Origin of the sequence: Pseudomonas nitroreducens, assembly GCF_024170165.1 — a bacterium.
GTDB classification, from domain to species: Bacteria; Pseudomonadota; Gammaproteobacteria; order Pseudomonadales; family Pseudomonadaceae; genus Pseudomonas; species Pseudomonas nitroreducens_C.
On record NZ_JALJXP010000006.1, the window covers coordinates 62,146 to 78,966 of the forward strand.

Annotated in this window: 14 protein-coding genes; 7 read left to right on the forward strand and 7 right to left on the reverse strand. The window is 67.1% G+C overall.

Annotation, left to right across the window (positions count from 1 at the left end):
* Positions 1-57 precede the first annotated feature (57 nt).
* Positions 58-2,067: a DNA helicase Rep gene (gene rep, locus J2T47_RS13575; RefSeq protein WP_138217085.1), complete on the reverse strand. Its 2,010-nt coding sequence runs from the start codon at positions 2,065-2,067 to the stop codon at positions 58-60.
* A gap of 294 nt (positions 2,068-2,361) precedes the next feature.
* Between rep and J2T47_RS13580 the strand changes: the two genes are divergently transcribed.
* On the forward strand, positions 2,362-4,038 hold the full coding sequence (locus J2T47_RS13580; protein WP_253447451.1) for a putative bifunctional diguanylate cyclase/phosphodiesterase: 1,677 nt from the start codon (positions 2,362-2,364) through the stop codon (positions 4,036-4,038).
* On the opposite strand, the gene J2T47_RS13585 is transcribed toward J2T47_RS13580, so the two are convergent.
* On the reverse strand, positions 4,035-5,429 hold the full coding sequence (locus tag J2T47_RS13585; protein WP_253447454.1) for a NorM family multidrug efflux MATE transporter: 1,395 nt from the start codon (positions 5,427-5,429) through the stop codon (positions 4,035-4,037). The two genes, J2T47_RS13580 and J2T47_RS13585, sit on opposite strands and share 4 nt — an antisense overlap.
* Before the next feature lie 139 nt (positions 5,430-5,568).
* Between J2T47_RS13585 and J2T47_RS13590 the strand changes: the two genes are divergently transcribed.
* Positions 5,569-6,489, forward strand: coding sequence for a LysR substrate-binding domain-containing protein (locus tag J2T47_RS13590; protein ID WP_253447457.1), 921 nt, complete (start codon positions 5,569-5,571; stop codon positions 6,487-6,489).
* Positions 6,490-6,502: 13 nt separating this feature from the next.
* Here J2T47_RS13590 and J2T47_RS13595 read toward each other — a convergent pair whose 3' ends face one another.
* Positions 6,503-6,721 carry a DUF2790 domain-containing protein gene (locus tag J2T47_RS13595; RefSeq protein ID WP_253447459.1) on the reverse strand — a complete coding sequence of 73 codons (219 nt, stop codon included), beginning with the start codon at positions 6,719-6,721 and terminating at the stop codon, positions 6,503-6,505.
* A 26-nt stretch (positions 6,722-6,747) separates the two neighbouring features.
* Positions 6,748-7,320, reverse strand: coding sequence for a reactive chlorine resistance membrane protein RclC (gene rclC / locus J2T47_RS13600; protein WP_301295524.1), 573 nt, complete (start codon positions 7,318-7,320; stop codon positions 6,748-6,750).
* Positions 7,321-7,549: 229 nt separating this feature from the next.
* Between rclC and J2T47_RS13605 the strand changes: the two genes are divergently transcribed.
* From J2T47_RS13605 to J2T47_RS13615, 3 genes are all read left to right on the forward strand, one after another.
* Entirely contained in the window at positions 7,550-8,458 is a 909-nt protein-coding gene (locus J2T47_RS13605) for an AraC family transcriptional regulator (RefSeq protein WP_253447462.1), read from the forward strand.
* A 184-nt stretch (positions 8,459-8,642) separates the two neighbouring features.
* Positions 8,643-9,695 (forward strand): haloacid dehalogenase-like hydrolase, encoded by a 1,053-nt coding sequence (locus J2T47_RS13610; protein WP_253447465.1) that lies wholly within the window; start codon positions 8,643-8,645, stop codon positions 9,693-9,695.
* A gap of 351 nt (positions 9,696-10,046) precedes the next feature.
* The gene (locus J2T47_RS13615) at positions 10,047-12,023 is read left to right on the forward strand and encodes a methyl-accepting chemotaxis protein (protein WP_253447468.1); all 1,977 of its coding nucleotides are present in this window, start codon (positions 10,047-10,049) and stop codon (positions 12,021-12,023) included.
* 14 nt (positions 12,024-12,037) lie between these two features.
* Here the strand turns inward: J2T47_RS13615 and J2T47_RS13620 are convergent, their stop codons facing one another.
* Entirely contained in the window at positions 12,038-12,841 is an 804-nt protein-coding gene (locus J2T47_RS13620; RefSeq protein ID WP_253447471.1) for a TlpA disulfide reductase family protein, read from the reverse strand.
* A gap of 82 nt (positions 12,842-12,923) precedes the next feature.
* Complete coding sequence (locus J2T47_RS13625; RefSeq protein WP_253447474.1) at positions 12,924-14,372, reverse strand: PLP-dependent aminotransferase family protein; 1,449 nt, start codon at positions 14,370-14,372, stop codon at positions 12,924-12,926.
* Between the two features lie 185 nt (positions 14,373-14,557).
* Between J2T47_RS13625 and J2T47_RS13630 the strand changes: the two genes are divergently transcribed.
* Both J2T47_RS13630 and J2T47_RS13635 read left to right on the forward strand, forming a co-directional pair.
* Positions 14,558-14,788 (forward strand): DUF1127 domain-containing protein, encoded by a 231-nt coding sequence (locus J2T47_RS13630; RefSeq protein ID WP_138217074.1) that lies wholly within the window; start codon positions 14,558-14,560, stop codon positions 14,786-14,788.
* Between the two features lie 28 nt (positions 14,789-14,816).
* Positions 14,817-15,305, forward strand: a complete 489-nt coding sequence (locus J2T47_RS13635; protein WP_253447477.1) for a RidA family protein — start codon at positions 14,817-14,819, stop codon at positions 15,303-15,305.
* On the opposite strand, the gene J2T47_RS13640 is transcribed toward J2T47_RS13635, so the two are convergent.
* Positions 15,302-16,792: a YifB family Mg chelatase-like AAA ATPase gene (locus J2T47_RS13640; RefSeq protein ID WP_253447480.1), complete on the reverse strand. Its 1,491-nt coding sequence runs from the start codon at positions 16,790-16,792 to the stop codon at positions 15,302-15,304. The two genes, J2T47_RS13635 and J2T47_RS13640, sit on opposite strands and share 4 nt — an antisense overlap.
* Between the last annotated feature and the right edge of the window lie 29 nt (positions 16,793-16,821).

Below are 16,821 nucleotides of genomic sequence, written 5' to 3' on the forward strand. Positions count from 1 at the left end.
AGGGAGAGGGCGGGGGAGAGGGTGCCCAGCCCGGGAGTGATAGGTGGCGCGGAAAGATCAGCGCTTGAGCATCGCCCGGATATCCGCCAGCGCCGAGTTGCCCTTGGCCACCTTGACCTCCTGCGGCGCGTCTTCCTGGCCTTCCCAGACCAGGTCCTCGGGCGGCAGTTCATCGAGGAAGCGGCTGGGCGAGCAGTCGATGATCTCGCCGTACTGCTTGCGCTTGGCGGCGAAGGTCATGGCCAGGTTCTTCTTCGCCCGGGTGATGCCCACGTAGGCCAGGCGCCGCTCTTCCTCGATGGTGTCGGCCTCGATGCTGGAGCGGTGCGGGAGGATTTCCTCTTCCACGCCGAGAATGAACACGTAGGGGAATTCCAGGCCCTTGGAGGCATGCAGGGTCATCATCTGCACGCCATCAGCGCCTTCTTCCTCTTCCTGCTGGCGCTCGAGCATGTCGCGCAGCACCAGCTTGGCGATGGCCTGCTCGATGGTCATGTCGCCCTCTTCGTCGCGCTCCAGGGTGTTCTTCAGCGCTTCGATGAGGAACCACACGTTGCCCATGCGGAAGTCGGCGATCTTGTCGCTGGACGCGTTCTGCCGCAGCCAGTTCTCGTAGTCGATGTCCATCACCATGCTGCGCAGCGCACCGATCGGGTCGCTGCCGGCGCATTGCTCGCGGACCTTGTCGATGAAGCGCTTGAAGCGCTGCAGGCGCTCGATGTAACGGGCGTCCAGGTGCTCGGACAAGCCCAGCTCGCCGGAGGCGTTGAACATCGAGCAGCCGCGCTCGGTGGCGTAGTTGCCGAGCTTCTCCAGGGTGGTGGAGCCGATCTCGCGGCGCGGCACGTTGATCACCCGGAGGAAGGCGTTGTCATCGTCCGGGTTCACCAGCAGACGGAAGTAGGACATCAGGTCCTTCACTTCCTGGCGTCCGAAGAAGCTGGTGCCGCCTGACAGGTGATAGGGAATCTGGTGGTGCTGAAGTTTCAGCTCGATCAGCTTCGCCTGATAGTTGCCCCGGTAGAGGATGGCGAATTCGCTGTAGGGCCGCTGCGTCTTCAGGTGGATGGTGAGGATTTCCATCGCCACCCGCTCGGCCTCGGACTCCTCGTTGCGGCAACGGATCACGCGGATCGGGTCGCCTTCGCCCATCTCGCTCCACAGCTGCTTCTCGAACACGTGGGGATTGTTGGCGATGAGGATGTTGGCGCATTTGAGGATGCGGCTGGTGGAGCGGTAGTTCTGCTCCAGCATCACCACCTTCAGCGAAGGGAAGTCTTCCTTGAGCTGCATCAGGTTTTCCGGGCGCGCGCCGCGCCAGGCGTAGATCGACTGGTCGTCGTCACCCACCACGGTGAAGTGCGCGCGCTGTTGCACCAGCATCTTCACCAGCAGGTACTGGCTGGCGTTGGTGTCCTGGTATTCGTCCACCAGCATGTAGCGCACGCGGTTGCGCCACTTGTCGAGGATCTCCGGGTGCTCCTGGAACAGCTTCACCGGCTGCAGGATGAGGTCGTCGAAGTCCACCGCGTTGTACGCCTTGAGCGTGCGCTGGTAGTGCAGGTAGACCATCGCCGCGGTCTGTTCCTTGGGATTGCGCGCCTTTTCCAGCGCCTCTTCCGGAAGGATCAGGTCGTTCTTCCAGCTGCCGATCAGGCCCTTGATCTCATCCAGACCGTCATCGCCGGAATACTCCTTCTGCATGATGTCGGTCATCAGCGCCTTCACATCGCTCTCGTCGAAGATCGAGAAGCCGGGCTTGTAGCCCAGGGCCGCGTGTTCCTTGCGGATGATGTTCAGGCCCAGGTTGTGGAAGGTCGAGACGGTCAGGCCCTTGCCTTCGCCGGGACGCAGCAGGGTGCTGACGCGCTCCTTCATCTCGCGGGCGGCCTTGTTGGTGAAGGTCACGGCGACGATGTACTGGGCGCGGATGCCGCACTGCTGCACCAGGTAGGCGATCTTGCGGGTGATCACGCTGGTCTTGCCGGAGCCGGCGCCGGCCAGCACCAGGAGCGGGCCGCCGACGTAGTTCACGGCCTCTTGCTGCCGGGGATTGAGTCGGGACATGAAAGGCGGGGGTCTGTAGTGGAGCGGGCGCGTATTCTAGCAGGCCGTGCCGGGCGTCGGGGTGCCGCTCGGAATAGCGGCGATCTGTGACACGATCGTACTTATGTGTTTTGGATAAATCTGTACATGTATTAGGCTTGTGACAGCATTACTTGAAGAAAACTCTTAAGAGTTTCTCTGAAGTTTCGTCTACATCCGTGGGATGTCCGGAGGACGTTGCTTCAAAACCGGGAGAAGTGGGCGCAGGGATGGCGTCTGGAGTTTCTCCCCTTTTCAGAGATACATGGGGGTCGCTTGGCAGCGTCGGTCGAACCAACGCGCCTGCTCCTGCTGGCGGAAGCGCCGCAGTGGGCCCAGCTACTGCGCGGGCATCTGGCCGCGTTGGGGCAGGGCTATTCGCTGATCACGGCCCCGTCCTGGCAGGCTGCCAGCAGCCTGTTCGACGAAGATCAGGTCGGCCTGGTGCTCGCCACGCCCGGCAAATTGCCGTCCGCCCACCAATGCCACCTGCCGCTGGTCCTGCTGCTGGAGCGCGAGCCCGCGGAAGAGCCGGTCGGCGTCGCCGACTACCTGGTGGCCGAATCCCTCAACGTCGAAGTCCTGCGCCGCACCCTGCGTTACGTGCGTGAGCGCACCTCGCTGCAGAACACCCTGCAGAGCCTGGCCGAACAGGACCCGCTGACCGGCATCGCCAACCGCCAGGGCTTCCAGACCCTGCTCGCCGCCCGTCTCAGCGAAAGCGAAGGGCGCGGCCTGGCGCTGGGCCACCTGGACCTGGACAACTTCCGCCACGTCAACGACGCCCTCGGCCACCAGGCCGGTGACCGCCTGATCCTGCAGGTAGTGGCACGACTGAAGGCGCACCTGGATAACGGCGATGACATTGCCCGCCTAGGCAGCGATGAGTTCGCCCTGCTGCTGGACACCCGCCGCGATCCGGCTCGGGTGGAGAAGATTGCCGAGCTGATCGTCGAATCCCTGGGCGAGCCCTACTGGGTGGAAGGCGAAAGCCTGTTGCTGGGCTGCAGCCTGGGCATGGCCCATGCCCGCGCCGGCGAAGCCGCCGATCCGCTGCTGTGGCACGCGCACATCGCCATGCAGCAGGCCAAGTCGCGCCAGGGCTGTACCTTCCACATCTTCGACGAACGCATCAACCGCGGTGCGCGCAGCCTCGCCGACCTGGAAAGCGAACTGCGCCGGGCGTTGCGCCGCGACGAACTGGAGCTGCACTACCAGCCGCGCCTGGACCTGCACTCCGGGCAGATCGTCGGCCTCGAAGCGCTGGTGCGCTGGCGCCACCCCGAGCGCGGCCTGCTGACGCCGGGCGACTTCGTGCCGCTGGCCGAGGAAAGCGGGCTGATCGTGCCGCTGGGCTACTGGGTCATCTCCCGCGCCTTGCGCGATATGCAGTGGCTGCGCGGGCGTGGCCTGCCGCCGCTGCACATGGCGGTGAACCTGTCGTTCCGCCAGTTCCAGGACAGCCAGCTGTTGCCGACCCTGGAGCGCCTGATCCGCGAGCGCGGCGTCGACGCCCAGTGGCTGGAGTTCGAACTCACCGAAACCGCCGTGATGCGCCGCAGCGACCAGGTCCAGCAGACCATGCAGGCCCTTGGCCGACTGGGCGTGCGCTTCTCGCTGGACGATTTCGGCACCGGCTTCTCGTCCTTCGTGCACCTGAGCAGCCTGCCCATCACGCTGCTGAAGATCGACAAGAGCTTCGTCGGCGACATGCACGAGCGGCCGGAAAACCTGCAACTGGTGAGGGCCATGATCAACCTGGCGCACAACCTGAACCTGGAAGTGGTCGCCGAGGGCGTCGAGACCATCGCCCAGCAGGACGAGCTGCGCCAGTTCGGTTGCGACCAGGTGCAGGGCTACTGGATCAGTCGCCCGCTGCCGCTCGCGGAGCTGGCGCGCTTCCTGGTGTTCGGCGCCAACCGCGCGCTGCGCCTGCAGGACTCGGCCAGCTAGCGGCCCGCCAGCACAGCCAGGGACGCGCCGGCCGGGTGCGGGCGTAGCAGGCGCGAGGTCTTCGCCTCGAAGGCCAGGGTCAGCCCGATGGCCGCGCAGGCCAGCCCGGAGGCCAACCCCCACCACACGCCACTCGGCCCCCAGCCCAGCGGGAAGGCCAGCAGCAGCGCCATCGGCACACCCACCAGCCAGTAGCCCGCCAGGCCGACGAAGAAGGTCGTGCGCGCATCCTTCAGGCCTCGGATCGCGCCCATGGCGATGCACTGGGTGCCGTCGAACAGTTCGAACCACGCGGCGATGGCCAGCAGGCCGACGGCCAGCTGCACCACCTCGCGGTTGGCCGGGTCGTTGTGGTCGATGAACAGGCCGATGACCAGCTCCGGCGCCAGCCAGAACAGCGCGGCGAAGGCGAACATGCAGCTGGCGCCGAAGCCGATGCCCAGCCGCCCGGCGCGGCGCGCCTCGACCAGCCGCCCAGCGCCATAGTGCTGGCCGATACGGAAGGTCACCGCGTAGGAAATCCCCATGGGCACCATGAAGGCCACGTACACCGACTGGATGGCGATCTGGTGCGCCGCCAGCGCGGTGCTGCCGATCACGCCCATGCACAGGGTCGCCACGGTGAACATGCCCGACTCCACCGCGTAAGTGCCGCCGATGGAAATGCCCAGCCGCAGGGATTCGCCGATCACCTTGAAGTCCGGCGTCGACAGCCCGGCCAGCAGCGGGTAGGGCGCATAGGCGCGGTGCCAGCGCAGGTACAGGGCGAAGATCACCGGCAGCGCGTTCATCACCACCGCGGTTACCATGCCGATCCCCGCCAGCCCCAGGCGCGGCAGGCCGAACAGGCCCTCGATGAAGGCGTAGTTCAGGGCGAAGTTGGCCAGCGCGCCGATCAGGCTGATGGCCATGACCGGGCCCGGCCGCTCGATGGCGCTGGTGAAACCGCGCAGCACCATGAAGGCCATGTAGCCGGGCAGGGCGAAGACGATGCTGTGCAGGAAGCTCAGGGTGCCCTGGACCGTTTCCGGGGCCTGGCCGAAGGCGATCAGGATCGGCCCCAGGTTCCACAGCAGCAGGCCCGCCAGCAGCGCCAGGGCGCCGCCGATCCACAGGCCGGCCTGGGTCGCCTGCACCACGCCGCGCGCGTCCTTCGCGCCGTGACGGATCGCCACCAGGTTGCCGGTGGCGGCGACCACGCCGACGCAGAAGGTCGACACCAGCGCATAGGTCGACGCGCCCAGCCCGCCAGCGGCCAGCGCCTCGCGGCCGAGCTTGCCCATCATCACGGTGTCGGTGAACACCATGGCCACGTAGGCCAGTTGCGCGGCGATCAGCGGGCCGGCGAGGCGGAGGATGGCGGCAAGTTCGTCACGGTACAGGCGTTTCATGAGTCAGGCTCAGCAAGCGGCAGGTGCCGCATCGATGGGGAGCCTTCCATTCTCCGGCCGCTGTGGCGGTGGGCACAAAAGGATAAATGCGATGCCATCCATGAGTCATACTCATGCATGACAGCCTTTGGAGCCCGCCATGAACCGCCAGTTGCCGCCCCTCTATGCCCTGCGCGCCTTCGAGGCGGCCGCCCGGCATGCATCCTTCACCCGCGCCGCCGAGGAACTGGCGATCACCCAGAGCGCGGTGAGCCGGCACATCAAGACCCTGGAAGAACACTTCGCCTGCCGCCTGTTCCAGCGCCGCGGGCGCCAGCTGGAACTGACCGAAACGGCGCGGATGCTGCTGCCCGGCCTGCGCGATGGCTTCGATGCGCTGGAGCGTGCCTGCGCCAGCCTGCGCGCCGAAGAGGGCGTGCTGCGCCTGAAGGCGCCGTCGACCCTGACCATGCGCTGGCTGCTGGCGCGGCTGAGCCGGTTCCGCATGCAGCACAGCGATATCGAGGTGCAACTGACCAGTGCCTGGATGGATGTGGACCGCGTGGACTTCGTCCATGAGCCCTTCGATTGCGCGGTGCTGCTCAGCTCCGGGCACTTCCCGCCGGACTGGGAGGCCACCCTGCTGTTCCCCGAGTGGCTGATTCCCGTGGGTGCGCCCGAACTGCTCGCCGAAGGCCCATGGGATGCCGGGCGGCTGGCCGGCGCCGAGCTGCTGCACCCTACGCCGGATCGCCGTGACTGGCGACGCTGGCTGCAACGCATGGGGCTGGGGGAGCAGGTGTCGCTCAAGGGCGGCCAGGTGTTCGACACCCTGGAGCTGGGTATCGTGGCTGCCGCCCGTGGTTACGGGGTGTCCATCGGCGACCTGGTGATGGTCGCCGAGGATGCCAACCAGGGCCGGCTGGCGCTGCCCTGGCCCAGCGCGGTGGCCAGTGGCGAGAGTTACTACCTGGTCTGGCCCCGTGCGCGTCGGCATCAGGAACGGCTGCGGCGGTTGCGCGACTTCCTGCAGGCGGAAATGCAGGCCATGCAATTGCCGCCGGTGGTCTATCTCGAATGAACCCGGCGACGGATCAGTCGCCGCTGCAGCCATTGGCCCAGACCTGGTAATGCAGCTCGTGCTGCCGGGCCTGGGCGTCTTCGTAGACCATGGTCACCGGCACGATGCCACAGGCCTCCTGGGTATCGGTGATGGAAATGACCCGGTGCACGTCGGGCTTGTCGTGGGCCGGCACGGTGCCGCAGGCGGCGACGAACAGGGTGGTGAGGATCAGGGCGATCAGCGCTTTCATGGTGTGTTTCCTTCGGAAGAATGTGATCAGGCGCGTTCGCGCAGCAGCGAGCGGGCGGAGTCGGCCATCACCAGCAGGCCGCCGGCGAGCATCAGGGTGTCCTTGAGCACCAGCCGGCCCGCGCCGGACAGGTAGGGGAAGCCGTGCTGCGCATCGCCCAGCGCCGGCACCCAGGCCTCGGGTGTGGTGATCAGGAAGCTCAGCGTCACCAGCGGCGTGCCGAACGACAGGAAGCCGCCCAGCAGGCCCAGGCGCCGCGACAGCGGATTGAGCAGCACCAGCAGCGCGATGCTCAGCTCCACCACGCCCAGGCCCCTGGAGAAGCCGTAGGTGTTGTTGGCGGTCTGCCAGGCGCGCTTGTCCACATCCAGCTCGCCCTCGTGGGTGAGGTGCGCGCGGTAGTCCTCGGGGTGTTCGTAGAAGAACGACATGAACGGGCTGTTGGCGACGAAGGGCGTGATGCTGTCGGCTTCGTAGGGCACGAATTTCAGCGCGCCGATCCAGATGAACACCACGGCGATGGCGACGCGCATCAGGTTGGCGCCGAAGTGGTCCAGGCGGGTCAGCGCCTGCAGGCCCTGGGTGATGGGAGAGGTCATGGGAAACTCCTTGCGAGTCGGTTGAAATCAGGAGTGCCCATTGTCGGAATCGCGCCGCTGCGCTTCTTGCGCGTTGTGCTCGGGTTTTTGTCGGTGGGTCTCAGATGCGCTTTTGCCCGCCAGTGGCTTCGCCCCAAGGGAGTACGGCAGCGGGAAAGAAGGGGGTAGCTGCGTTTACTTGGCTGATCTCGCGCGTAATCTGTAGGCCCTTTCCTGCGCGTGGAACGCCATGAACTCCATCGACCGCCTGATCCAGCTTGCCGGCCTGCGCGGCAGCCTCGACCTGCGCTGCCAACTCCAGGGCGACTGGGCGCTGGACCACGAACAGGCGCCGGGCGGCGTGGCGCAGTACCACATCCTGCTATCGGGGCGCTGCCAGGCAGAAATGCCTGACGGCCAGGTCCTGCAGCTGGAAGCCGGTGACATCCTGGTCTTCCCCCGCGGTGGCGCGCATCTGCTGCGCAGCCAGGGGCCGAAGGTCAGCCCGGCGCCTGCCCGGGTCAGCCAGGACGGCCTGCTGCCAGTGCACCGCATCGGCAGCGAAGGCGAGGCGCTGGATATCCTCTGTGGCAGCTTCCACTACCAGCGCGACTCGTTGCTGATCGGCGCGCTGCCGGCGTTCCTCAACATATCCAGCCAGGAGCTGGGCCTGAGCGAGCAACTGGCTGCGCTGGTCGGTCTGCTGCGCGGCGAGGCCGACGGCAACCAGGCTGGCGCGCGCTTCCTGGTCGATGCGCTGTCCTCGGCACTGTTCACCCTGATCCTGCGCGTCTACCTGCAGGAGTACGTCCCCACCAGCGGCACCCTGGCGTTGCTCGCCGACAAGCGCCTGAGCCGAGCCTGGCAGGCGATGCTCGACGACCCCGCCCACGAGTGGACCATCGAAGCGCTGGCCGAGCGCGCCAGCATGTCCCGCGCCACCTTCATGCGCCTGTTCACCCAGGTGGCGGGCCTGTCGCCCTGGGCGCTGCTGACCAAGGTGCGCATGGAGCTGGCCTACCGCCTGCTGAGCAGCTCGCAGCTGAGCCTCACCGACATCGCCGCCCAGGTCGGTTACCAGTCCCAGGCGTCCTTCACCAAGAAGTTCAGGGAAACCTACGGTGACGCCCCCGGTCGCGTGCGTCGCGCGGTGAACTAGACCAGCCGTCGCCTGCAGCCAAGCCGCGTGGCGCGGATGGATATGTCCTGCCGCCCTCGCGACTATTCACGTCGCTGCCGTCGCAGAGCTGAAACAGCGCTTTGCTAGGGTCATTGCTGGACTAGTCCAGTGAAGGCCCGCCATGGGCCTTCCCCATACCCACAAGACCACTCGGGGGAATTCCATGAAGCCCATGCGCACCTTGCTCGCCGGCCTGATCCTGGCCGGCCTAGCCAGCACTACTTTCGCCGCGACTGAACTGAAACACTGGCCCGCGCCGGCCGCCAAGCAGCTCGATGCCCTGATCGCCGCCAATGCCAACAAGGGCGCCTTCGCGGTCTTCGACATGGACAACACCAGCTACCGCTACGACCTCGAGGAATCGCTGCTGCCCTTCCTCGAAATGAAAGGCGTGCTGACCCGTGAGAAGCTCGACCCCTCGCTCAAGCTGATCCCTTTCAAGGACGTCAACGGCCACAAGGAAAGCCTCAACAGCTACTACTACCGCCTCTGCGAAGTCGACGACCTGGTCTGCTACCCGTGGGTCGCCCAGGTGTTCTCCGGCTTCACCCTCAAGGAGCTCAAGGGCTACGTCGACGAGCTGATGGCCTACGGCAAGCCGGTGCCCAGCACCTACTACGAAGGCGACGTGGTCAAGACCATCGAGATCAACCCGCCCAAGGTCTTCACCGGCCAGACCGAGCTGTACAACAAGCTGATGGAGAACGGCATCGAGGTCTACGTGATGACCGCCGCCCATGAGGAACTGGTGCGCATGGTCGCCAGCGATCCGAAGTACGGCTACAACGTCAAGCCGGAGAACGTCATCGGCGTCACCACCCTGCTCAAGGACCGCCAGAGCGGCGCCCTGACCACCGCGCGCAAGCAGATCGCCGAAGGCAAGTACGATCCCAAGGCGAACCAGGACCTGGAGATCACTCCCTACCTGTGGACCCCGGCGACCTGGATGGCCGGCAAGCAGGCGGCGATCCTCACCTACATCGACCAGTGGAAGAAGCCCATCCTGGTCGGCGGCGACACCCCCAGCAGCGATGGCTACATGCTGTTCAACGGCACCGCCGAGAACGGCGTGCACCTGTGGATCAACCGCAAGGCCAAGTACATGGACCAGCTCAACGGCATGATCAAGAAGAATGCCGAAGCCCAGGCCAGGCTCGGCCAGCCGGTCACCGCCGACAAGAACTGGGTGATCGTCACCCCGGAAGAAATCCAGTAAGCGCGTAGCTCCTGCGCCAGCCTGTTCTCGCCGCATCCCCTACCGCTCTTCGATTGCGGCGGGAATGTTCGCGAGCAAGCTCGCTCCTACAGGCCAGTTCCGGCGCTTCCTTGTAGGAGCGAGCTTGCTCGCGAACCACCCAACGCCGGACTCCCCCGTAGGAGCGGCTGGGTCGCGTTCCTGTCTGAAACCCCCGTCCCACGCTATTTCCGGGTGATCGACTCAAGTATTATCCGCCCCCGCCGATATCCTTGGCAGACCGGCGAACCACGCCGGCACTCCCCTCGAACCGAAGCAGGCCGCTCCTCGAACCACGGGCGACGGCCCGCCGTTGCGTGCAGAAACAGAAAAATGAACCAGCCCCGATCCCGCATCGCCCTGCAGTTGGCGATGGCCCTGGCCGTGCTCCTGATCCTGTTGATCAGCGGCAGCACGCTGTTTGCCTTGCGCTCGCTAGACAGCGCTACCCTGACTACCCGCGAGGAACACCTCGCCAGCGAGGCACGCCTGTTGGCGGACCAGCTGGAAACCTTCCACGGCACCCTGCGCGAGAGCACCCAGCGCCTCGCCGGCCTGTTCGAGCAGCGCTTCACCGCCGGCCTGAAAGCGCGCGCCGACGAGCGTGTGCCGGTCGCCGCGCTGCAAGCCCCGGCGCTGTACCTGGGCGACACCCGCCTCAATGGCGACTTCACCCTGGTCGATGAATTCCGCCAGCTCACCGCTGGCGTCGCCACCGTGTTCGTGCGTGACGGCGACGACTTCGTGCGCATCACCACCTCGCTGATGAAGCAGGACGGCAGCCGCGCCATGGGCACCGTCCTGGACCACAACAGCCCGGCCTACCCGCTGCTGATGCGCGGCGAGAGCTACGTCGGCCGCGCGCTGCTGTTCGAGCGCTTCTACATGACCCAGTACACCCCGGTGCGCGATCGCAGCGGGCGGGTGATTGCCGTGCTGTTCGTCGGCTTCGACTACACCGACGCGCAGAAACGCCAATTCGACAACCTCGGTCGCTTCCGCCTCGGTCAGGGCGGTTCGCTGGCGCTGCTGGATGAGCAGCACCACTGGCTGGTGCCACCGGCCGGCGCGCGCAACCCCGAACGCGCTGCTGACAGCCTGGCCAGCCTGCTGGACAACCCCGGCCGCGGCCGCTTCTGGAGCGACGGCCAGGACGAGTTCTACAGCCTGGCGCAGCCCTTCGCCGGTGGCCCCTGGACCGTCGTGGCGAGCATGCCCAAGGACGAGATCCGCGCGGTGACCTGGCGCGTCGGTGGCCAACTGGCCATGGGCAGCCTGATCGCCATGCTGCTGGCGGTGATCGCCACCACCTGGCTGCTGCAGCGTCGCCTGCGCCCGCTGGGCGACCTGGTGCGCCAGGCCCATGCGCTGGGCGCCGGCGACCTGGGCGCGCGCCTGTCGGTTGCCAGCCGTGACGAGATCGGCGACCTGGCGCGCAGCTTCAACCAGATGGGCGAGGCACTCTCCCGTATGGTCGAGCGGGTGCGCGGCGCGGCAGAGGAAGTGGGGCATTGCTCGCGTTCGCTGTCGGGCCTTTCCAGTGGCGCCTATGCCGGCATGGAGCAGCAGTCCGGCGAGATCAACAGCATGGCCGGTGCGGTGGAAGAGTTCAGCGCCACCTCGATGGACATCGCCGACAACATGCGCAGCACCGAGCGCATGGCCAGCGAGAACACCCGCCAGACGCGAATCGGCCTGCACTCCATGGACGATGCCTCCGCCTCGCTGGCGCAGATCGCCGGCGCGCTGCAGCAGACTGTGGAGCGGGTGAACCGTCTGGGCGCGCGTTCCCAGGAGATCGGCAGCATCGTCGGAGTGATCACCTCGATTGCCGAACAGACCAACCTGCTGGCGCTCAACGCCGCCATCGAGGCCGCCCGTGCCGGCGAGCAGGGGCGCGGGTTCGCCGTGGTCGCCGATGAAGTGCGCAGCCTGGCGGCGCGCACCCAGGCGGCCACCACGGAAATCTCGCAGATGATCGGCGCCATCCAGCAGGACACCGGCAGCGCCACCGAAACCATCGAGCAGGGCAGCCAGCTGATGCAGCACGGGTTGGCATTGAACGAGAAGGTCGCCGCCGCCCTGGCGGAAATCTCCCAGCAGAGCAGCGCGGCCGGTGAGCAGTTCGCCGCCATCACCACCGCGACCCAGGAGCAGAGCCGCACCGCGACCCTGCTCAGCAGCAACCTGCAGGGCATCGCCCAGGCCAACAGCGAACAGCGTCAGGTGGTGGCCGATCTGGCGCAGACCGTACGCGAGCTGGACAGCCTGGCCGCCGGCCTGCGCGACGAAGTCGGGCGCTTCCGCTAGGAACGCCGGGCGGGTCAGTCCTTGAGCTGGCCCAGCCCGTACTCCAGGCTGGCGGCGGACAGCTCGCCCATCTGGCTGTGTTTCAGGCGCCCCTGGGCGTCGTAGAACAGCGTGGTGGGCATGCCGTAAGAGCCGGTGGCCTGGCCGAGGCGGTTGCCGCTGTCGAGCAGCACAGCGGCTTCGCTCAGGCCCTGGTCGCGCAGGAAGCGCTGCACGGCCTCGGCGTTCTCGCCCTGGTTGACCAGCAGGAAGCGCACGTCGCTGCGCTGCTGCTGCGCGGCCTCCAGCACCGGCATCTCGCGCCGGCACGGCGGACACCAGGTCGCCCAGAGGTTCACCACCATGGGCCGGCCATCCAGTGCGCGCAGGTCGACGGCGGCACCGCGCAGGTCCATCACCGTGAGTTCGGGAATCTGCTGGCTGCGGTCCAGCGCCGAGGTCACGGCCTTGCCGCCGCCCCACAGGCAGACCCCGACCACCGCCGCGACGGCCAGCGGGCGGCGCAGTTCTGTCCGCTTCCAGGCCAGCAGCGCGCCGATCAGCGCAGCGGCAATCACCCCCGGCAGGGCGAGAAAGCCGCCATCGCGGATGTCGACGATGCTCAGCGGCGTCGCCGCGTACTGCTCGAAGTAGCGCGCGACGAAGGTCAGACGCGCCACCAGCAGGCCGCCGATGAGCATGGCGAACAGCGCGCCTTCGGGGTTGGCGCCGCGCCTGCGCCCGGCCAGCCAGCCGGCCAGCAGGGCACCGAAGAAGCCGAGGTAGAGCAGCACGTGGGGCAGGGGAAGGGCCAGCGGGCCGAGGGTGAGACTGGTCAAAGCGGGTGCCTGGCAAAAGGAAACCAAGGTACAGCAGGGCGCCGCCGCGCGGCAGCGCCGGGCTGTGGATAAATGTTTCGCCTCAGGCTGGCAGTAGCTCGGCCTGTTGCTCGCGCAGCTCGGCGGTGAGCCGCCGGGCGCAGGCGCCAACCTTGCGCACGGCATCCTCGATCACCGCCAGGTCGCGGTTCGAGTAGTTCATGCGGATGCAATTACGGTACTTGCCCGAGGCCGAGAAGATGTTGCCTGCGGCCACCTGCACGTTGTCGCGGCGCAGCTCCTGGTTCAGCCGCACGCTGTCGAACAGCGGGTCGAACTCGACCCAGAGCATGAAGCCGCCACGCGGCCGGGTAACTCGCGCGCCCTCGGGGAAATAGCGGCCGACCCATTCGGTCATCAGGTCGCGATGCCGCTGGTACTGCGCGCGCATGCGGCGGATGTGCGGCTCGTAGTGGCCGCCGCCGACGAACTCGGCCAGGGCCATCTGCGGTTGCGGCGCGCAGGTGCCGCTGGCGATGTACTTGAAGTGGAGGATGCGGTCCAGGTAACGCCCCGGTACCACCCAGCCGGTGCGCAGGCCGGGGGCTACCGTCTTGGAGAAGGAGCTGGCCAGCAGCACGCGGTCGTCGGTATCGAAGGACTTGATGCTGCGCGGGCGCGGGTAGGCGTAGGCCAGTTCGCCATAGACGTCGTCCTCGAGGATCGGCACGTCGTAGCGCGCTGCCAGCGTGAGCAGGGCGCGCTTGCGGGCGTCGGGCATGATGTAGCCCAGCGGATTGTTGCAGTTGGGGGTTAGCAGGATCAGCTTCACCGGCCACTGCTCCATGGCCAGTTCCAGCGCTTCCAGGCTGATGCCGTTGCTGGGGTCGGTGGGGATTTCCAGCGCCTTCAGGCCATAAGCCTTGAGCGCCTGCATGGCGCCGTGGAAGCTCGGCGAGTCGATGGCGATGATGTCGCCCGGCTCGCAGATGGCGCGCAGGGTAATGGCCAGCGCCTCCTGGCAGCCGGTGGTGATGACGATCTCGCTGGGCGGCACCTGGCAGCCGGAATCCAGCATCAGCCGGGCGATCTGCTCGCGCAGCGGCAACGAGCCCTGGATGCCTTCATAGCCGAGGCTCTGCAGGTCGGTACGGCGCGCGGCGTGCACCATCGCCCGCTGCAGCGGCTTGAGCGACGGGCTGGCGATGTCCGGCGTGCCGCGCCCGAGCTGGACGAAATCACCGCCCGGCGCGCGGCGCACCTGTTCCAGCACCTGGTCCCACTGCGACACGTCCACCGGCCTTTGTGCCGGGCGGCTCATGGCTGGCATCGGCGGCAGCTCGCGGCGTTCGGGCACGAAGTAACCGGACTTCGGCCTGGGCTCCACCAGCCCGGAATCCTCCAGCACGCGATAGGCCTGCTGCACGGTGCTGATGCTGACGCCGTGCTCCTCGCTCAGTGCGCGCACCGAGGGCAGGCGGTCGCCGGGACGGTACAGGCCTTGCTCGATACGGTCGCCGAGGGTGGCGGCCAACTGCGCGTAGCGTTTCATGACAGATCTCCCGTGCCGGATGGACTCGGCGGAATGCAGTACAGATCGGGAAAAAATACGCCATTCAGAAGGATTTCGCTCGCCTCTGTATGGAAAAAACTTCCATGGGTTGAATCTGTAATGGTTTACGCCGATTCGTCACGCTAGTCCCACGTTCGAAAGAGCTCGACTGGAGGAGTGACGACATGAGCGGCCTGAGCGATGTGCGGCTGACCCTTTACCAACAGGAACTGCTGGAGATCCCCGGCGTGCGCGAAGCTCCGCGCGCCCCGCAGGAAAGCCGCTGGCAGCAGTTCTGGCGCCGCGTGCGTACCCGCAAGCAGCTGCTGGAGCTGTCCGATGCGCAGCTCAAGGATATCGGCGTCACCCGCGAGCAGGCACGGATAGAGGCGATGCGGCCGTTCTGGCGCTGCTGACCGGAAACTGACCCATCAGGGGGTATTCATGAGCGAGACGCGCGCTGCGGCGTTCGAAAGGATCGCCGCCGAACTCGGCTACGACTTCAGCGGTGAGATGAAGATCGGCGGCAACTACGTGCCGTTTCTCATCGAAGGAAACCAGGTGCATGTCAGTGGGCAGATTCCGCGGGTGGGCGATGAAATCGTCGTCACCGGCCGGGCGGGCAGTGAGGTTTCACTGGCCGATGCCCAGTTGGCTGCCACGGTCTGCGTGATGCGGGCGCTGGCGCTGCTGCGGCAGGCACTGGGCGATCTCGACCGGGTGCGCAGGGTGTTGCAGCTCAACGTGTTCGTACAGTCGGCGGAGCACTTCACGCAATTGAGCGAGGTGGCCGACGGCGCATCGGCGGTGCTCTACGAAGTGCTGGGCGCGGCCGGTGTGCACACGCGCACTTCGGTCGGCGTCTATCAGTTGCCGAAGAGCGCCACGGTCGAGCTGAACCTCGTTGCCGTCGCGCAGGACCTGCCGGGCTAGTGCCCCGCGCGGTATTGCAGCGCCTCGGCGAGGTGCGGGCGGGCAATGTCGTCGGCCTGCTGCAGGTCGGCGAGGGTGCGGGCGACCTTGAGAATCCGGTGCAGGGCGCGCAGTGACAGGTTCAGGCGCTCGCCGGCCTTCTCCAGCCAGGCCTGGTCTTCCGGGCTCAATGCACAATGTTGGTGCATTTTCTTCAGGGTCAGAAAGGCGTTGGCACAGCCCTGCCGGGCAAGCTGGCGCTGGCGCGCGGCGGCGACCTGAACCGCCAGTTCGGCGCTGCTGGTGCTTGGCCCGCTGGGCGCGAGACTGGTGCTTTCGCGGCTGACGGTGAGGTGCAGGTCGATGCGGTCCAGCAGCGGCCCGGAGAGCTTGGCGCGGTAGCGCTGGATCTGCTCCGGCGAACAGCGGCAACGGCCGCTGGGGTCACCGAGATAGCCACAGGGGCAGGGGTTCATCGCCGCCACCAGCTGGAAGCGCGCCGGGAAGCGCACGCGGCCGTTGGCGCGGGCGATGACGATCTCGCCGCCTTCCAGCGGTTCGCGCAGCACTTCCAGGACCTTGCGATCGAATTCCGGCAACTCGTCGAGGAACAGCACGCCTTCGTGGGCCAGGGTGATTTCCCCCGGCTGCGGTCGACTGCCGCCGCCGACCAGTGCGGGTGCGGAGGCGGTGTGATGGGGCTGGCGGAAAGGCCGCTGCGGCCAGTGAGTCAGCGGCCCGCGCCCGGCGACGGAGTGGATCGCCGCGACCTGCAGCGCCTCGTCTTCATCCAGCGGCGGCATCAGGCCGGGCAGGCGGCTGGCGAGCAGGGTCTTGCCGGTGCCGGGCGGCCCGCTGAACAACAGGTTGTGCGCACCGGCGGCGGCCACCAGCAGCGCGCGCTTGGCGGCCGCCTGGCCCTGCACTTCCGAGAGGTCGGGATAGGGTGGCGTCACCCGCATCAGTCCGTTGGCCTCGTAAGGGCGCAGGCGCTCCTGGCCGCTGAAGTGCGCGGCCAGCTCCAGCAGGTGGCCGACGGCGTAGACGGTCAGGCCACTGGCGAGGCTGGCTTCCTCGGCATTCTCCTTCGGCACCACCAGGGCATGGCCAGCAGCGCGGGCGGCGAGAGCGGCGGGCAGTACGCCGGGGACCGGCCGCAGCGTACCGGAGAGCGCCAGCTCGCCCAGGCATTCCAGCTCATCCAGCCCGGCGGCATCGGCCAGCTGGCCGCTGGCGGCGAGGATGCCCAGGGCGATGGCCAGGTCGAAGCGCCCGCCGTCTTTCGGCAAATCGGCCGGGGCGAGGTTGAGGGTGATGCGGCGATTGGGAAAGTCGAAGCCCGAGTTGAGCAGGGCGCTGCGCACGCGGTCCTTGCTCTCCTTCACGGCGCCTTCGGGCAGACCGACCAGGGTCAGGGAAGGCAGGCCGTTGGCGAGGTGCGCCTCGACGGTGACGCCGGGCGCTTCCACGCCGACCTGGGCGCGGCTATGGACGATGGCGAGGGACATGGATCACTCCTGGATTCCATGCCACCCGC

What these genes read in the sequence shown, in the direction of transcription:
- rep (WP_138217085.1), bottom strand. Translation starts at nt 2,067, where the DNA reads ATGTCCCGACTCAATCCCCGGCAGCAAGAGGCCGTGAACTACGTCGGC.
- J2T47_RS13585 (WP_253447454.1), bottom strand. Translation starts at nt 5,429, where the DNA reads ATGAAACGCCTGTACCGTGACGAACTTGCCGCCATCCTCCGCCTCGCC.
- J2T47_RS13590 (WP_253447457.1), top strand. Translation starts at nt 5,569, where the DNA reads ATGAACCGCCAGTTGCCGCCCCTCTATGCCCTGCGCGCCTTCGAGGCG.
- J2T47_RS13595 (WP_253447459.1), bottom strand. Translation starts at nt 6,721, where the DNA reads ATGAAAGCGCTGATCGCCCTGATCCTCACCACCCTGTTCGTCGCCGCC.
- rclC (WP_301295524.1), bottom strand. Translation starts at nt 7,320, where the DNA reads ATGACCTCTCCCATCACCCAGGGCCTGCAGGCGCTGACCCGCCTGGAC.
- J2T47_RS13605 (WP_253447462.1), top strand. Translation starts at nt 7,550, where the DNA reads ATGAACTCCATCGACCGCCTGATCCAGCTTGCCGGCCTGCGCGGCAGC.
- J2T47_RS13610 (WP_253447465.1), top strand. Translation starts at nt 8,643, where the DNA reads ATGAAGCCCATGCGCACCTTGCTCGCCGGCCTGATCCTGGCCGGCCTA.
- J2T47_RS13615 (WP_253447468.1), top strand. Translation starts at nt 10,047, where the DNA reads ATGAACCAGCCCCGATCCCGCATCGCCCTGCAGTTGGCGATGGCCCTG.
- J2T47_RS13625 (WP_253447474.1), bottom strand. Translation starts at nt 14,372, where the DNA reads ATGAAACGCTACGCGCAGTTGGCCGCCACCCTCGGCGACCGTATCGAG.
- J2T47_RS13630 (WP_138217074.1), top strand. Translation starts at nt 14,558, where the DNA reads ATGAGCGGCCTGAGCGATGTGCGGCTGACCCTTTACCAACAGGAACTG.
- J2T47_RS13635 (WP_253447477.1), top strand. Translation starts at nt 14,817, where the DNA reads ATGAGCGAGACGCGCGCTGCGGCGTTCGAAAGGATCGCCGCCGAACTC.
- J2T47_RS13640 (WP_253447480.1), bottom strand. Translation starts at nt 16,792, where the DNA reads ATGTCCCTCGCCATCGTCCATAGCCGCGCCCAGGTCGGCGTGGAAGCG.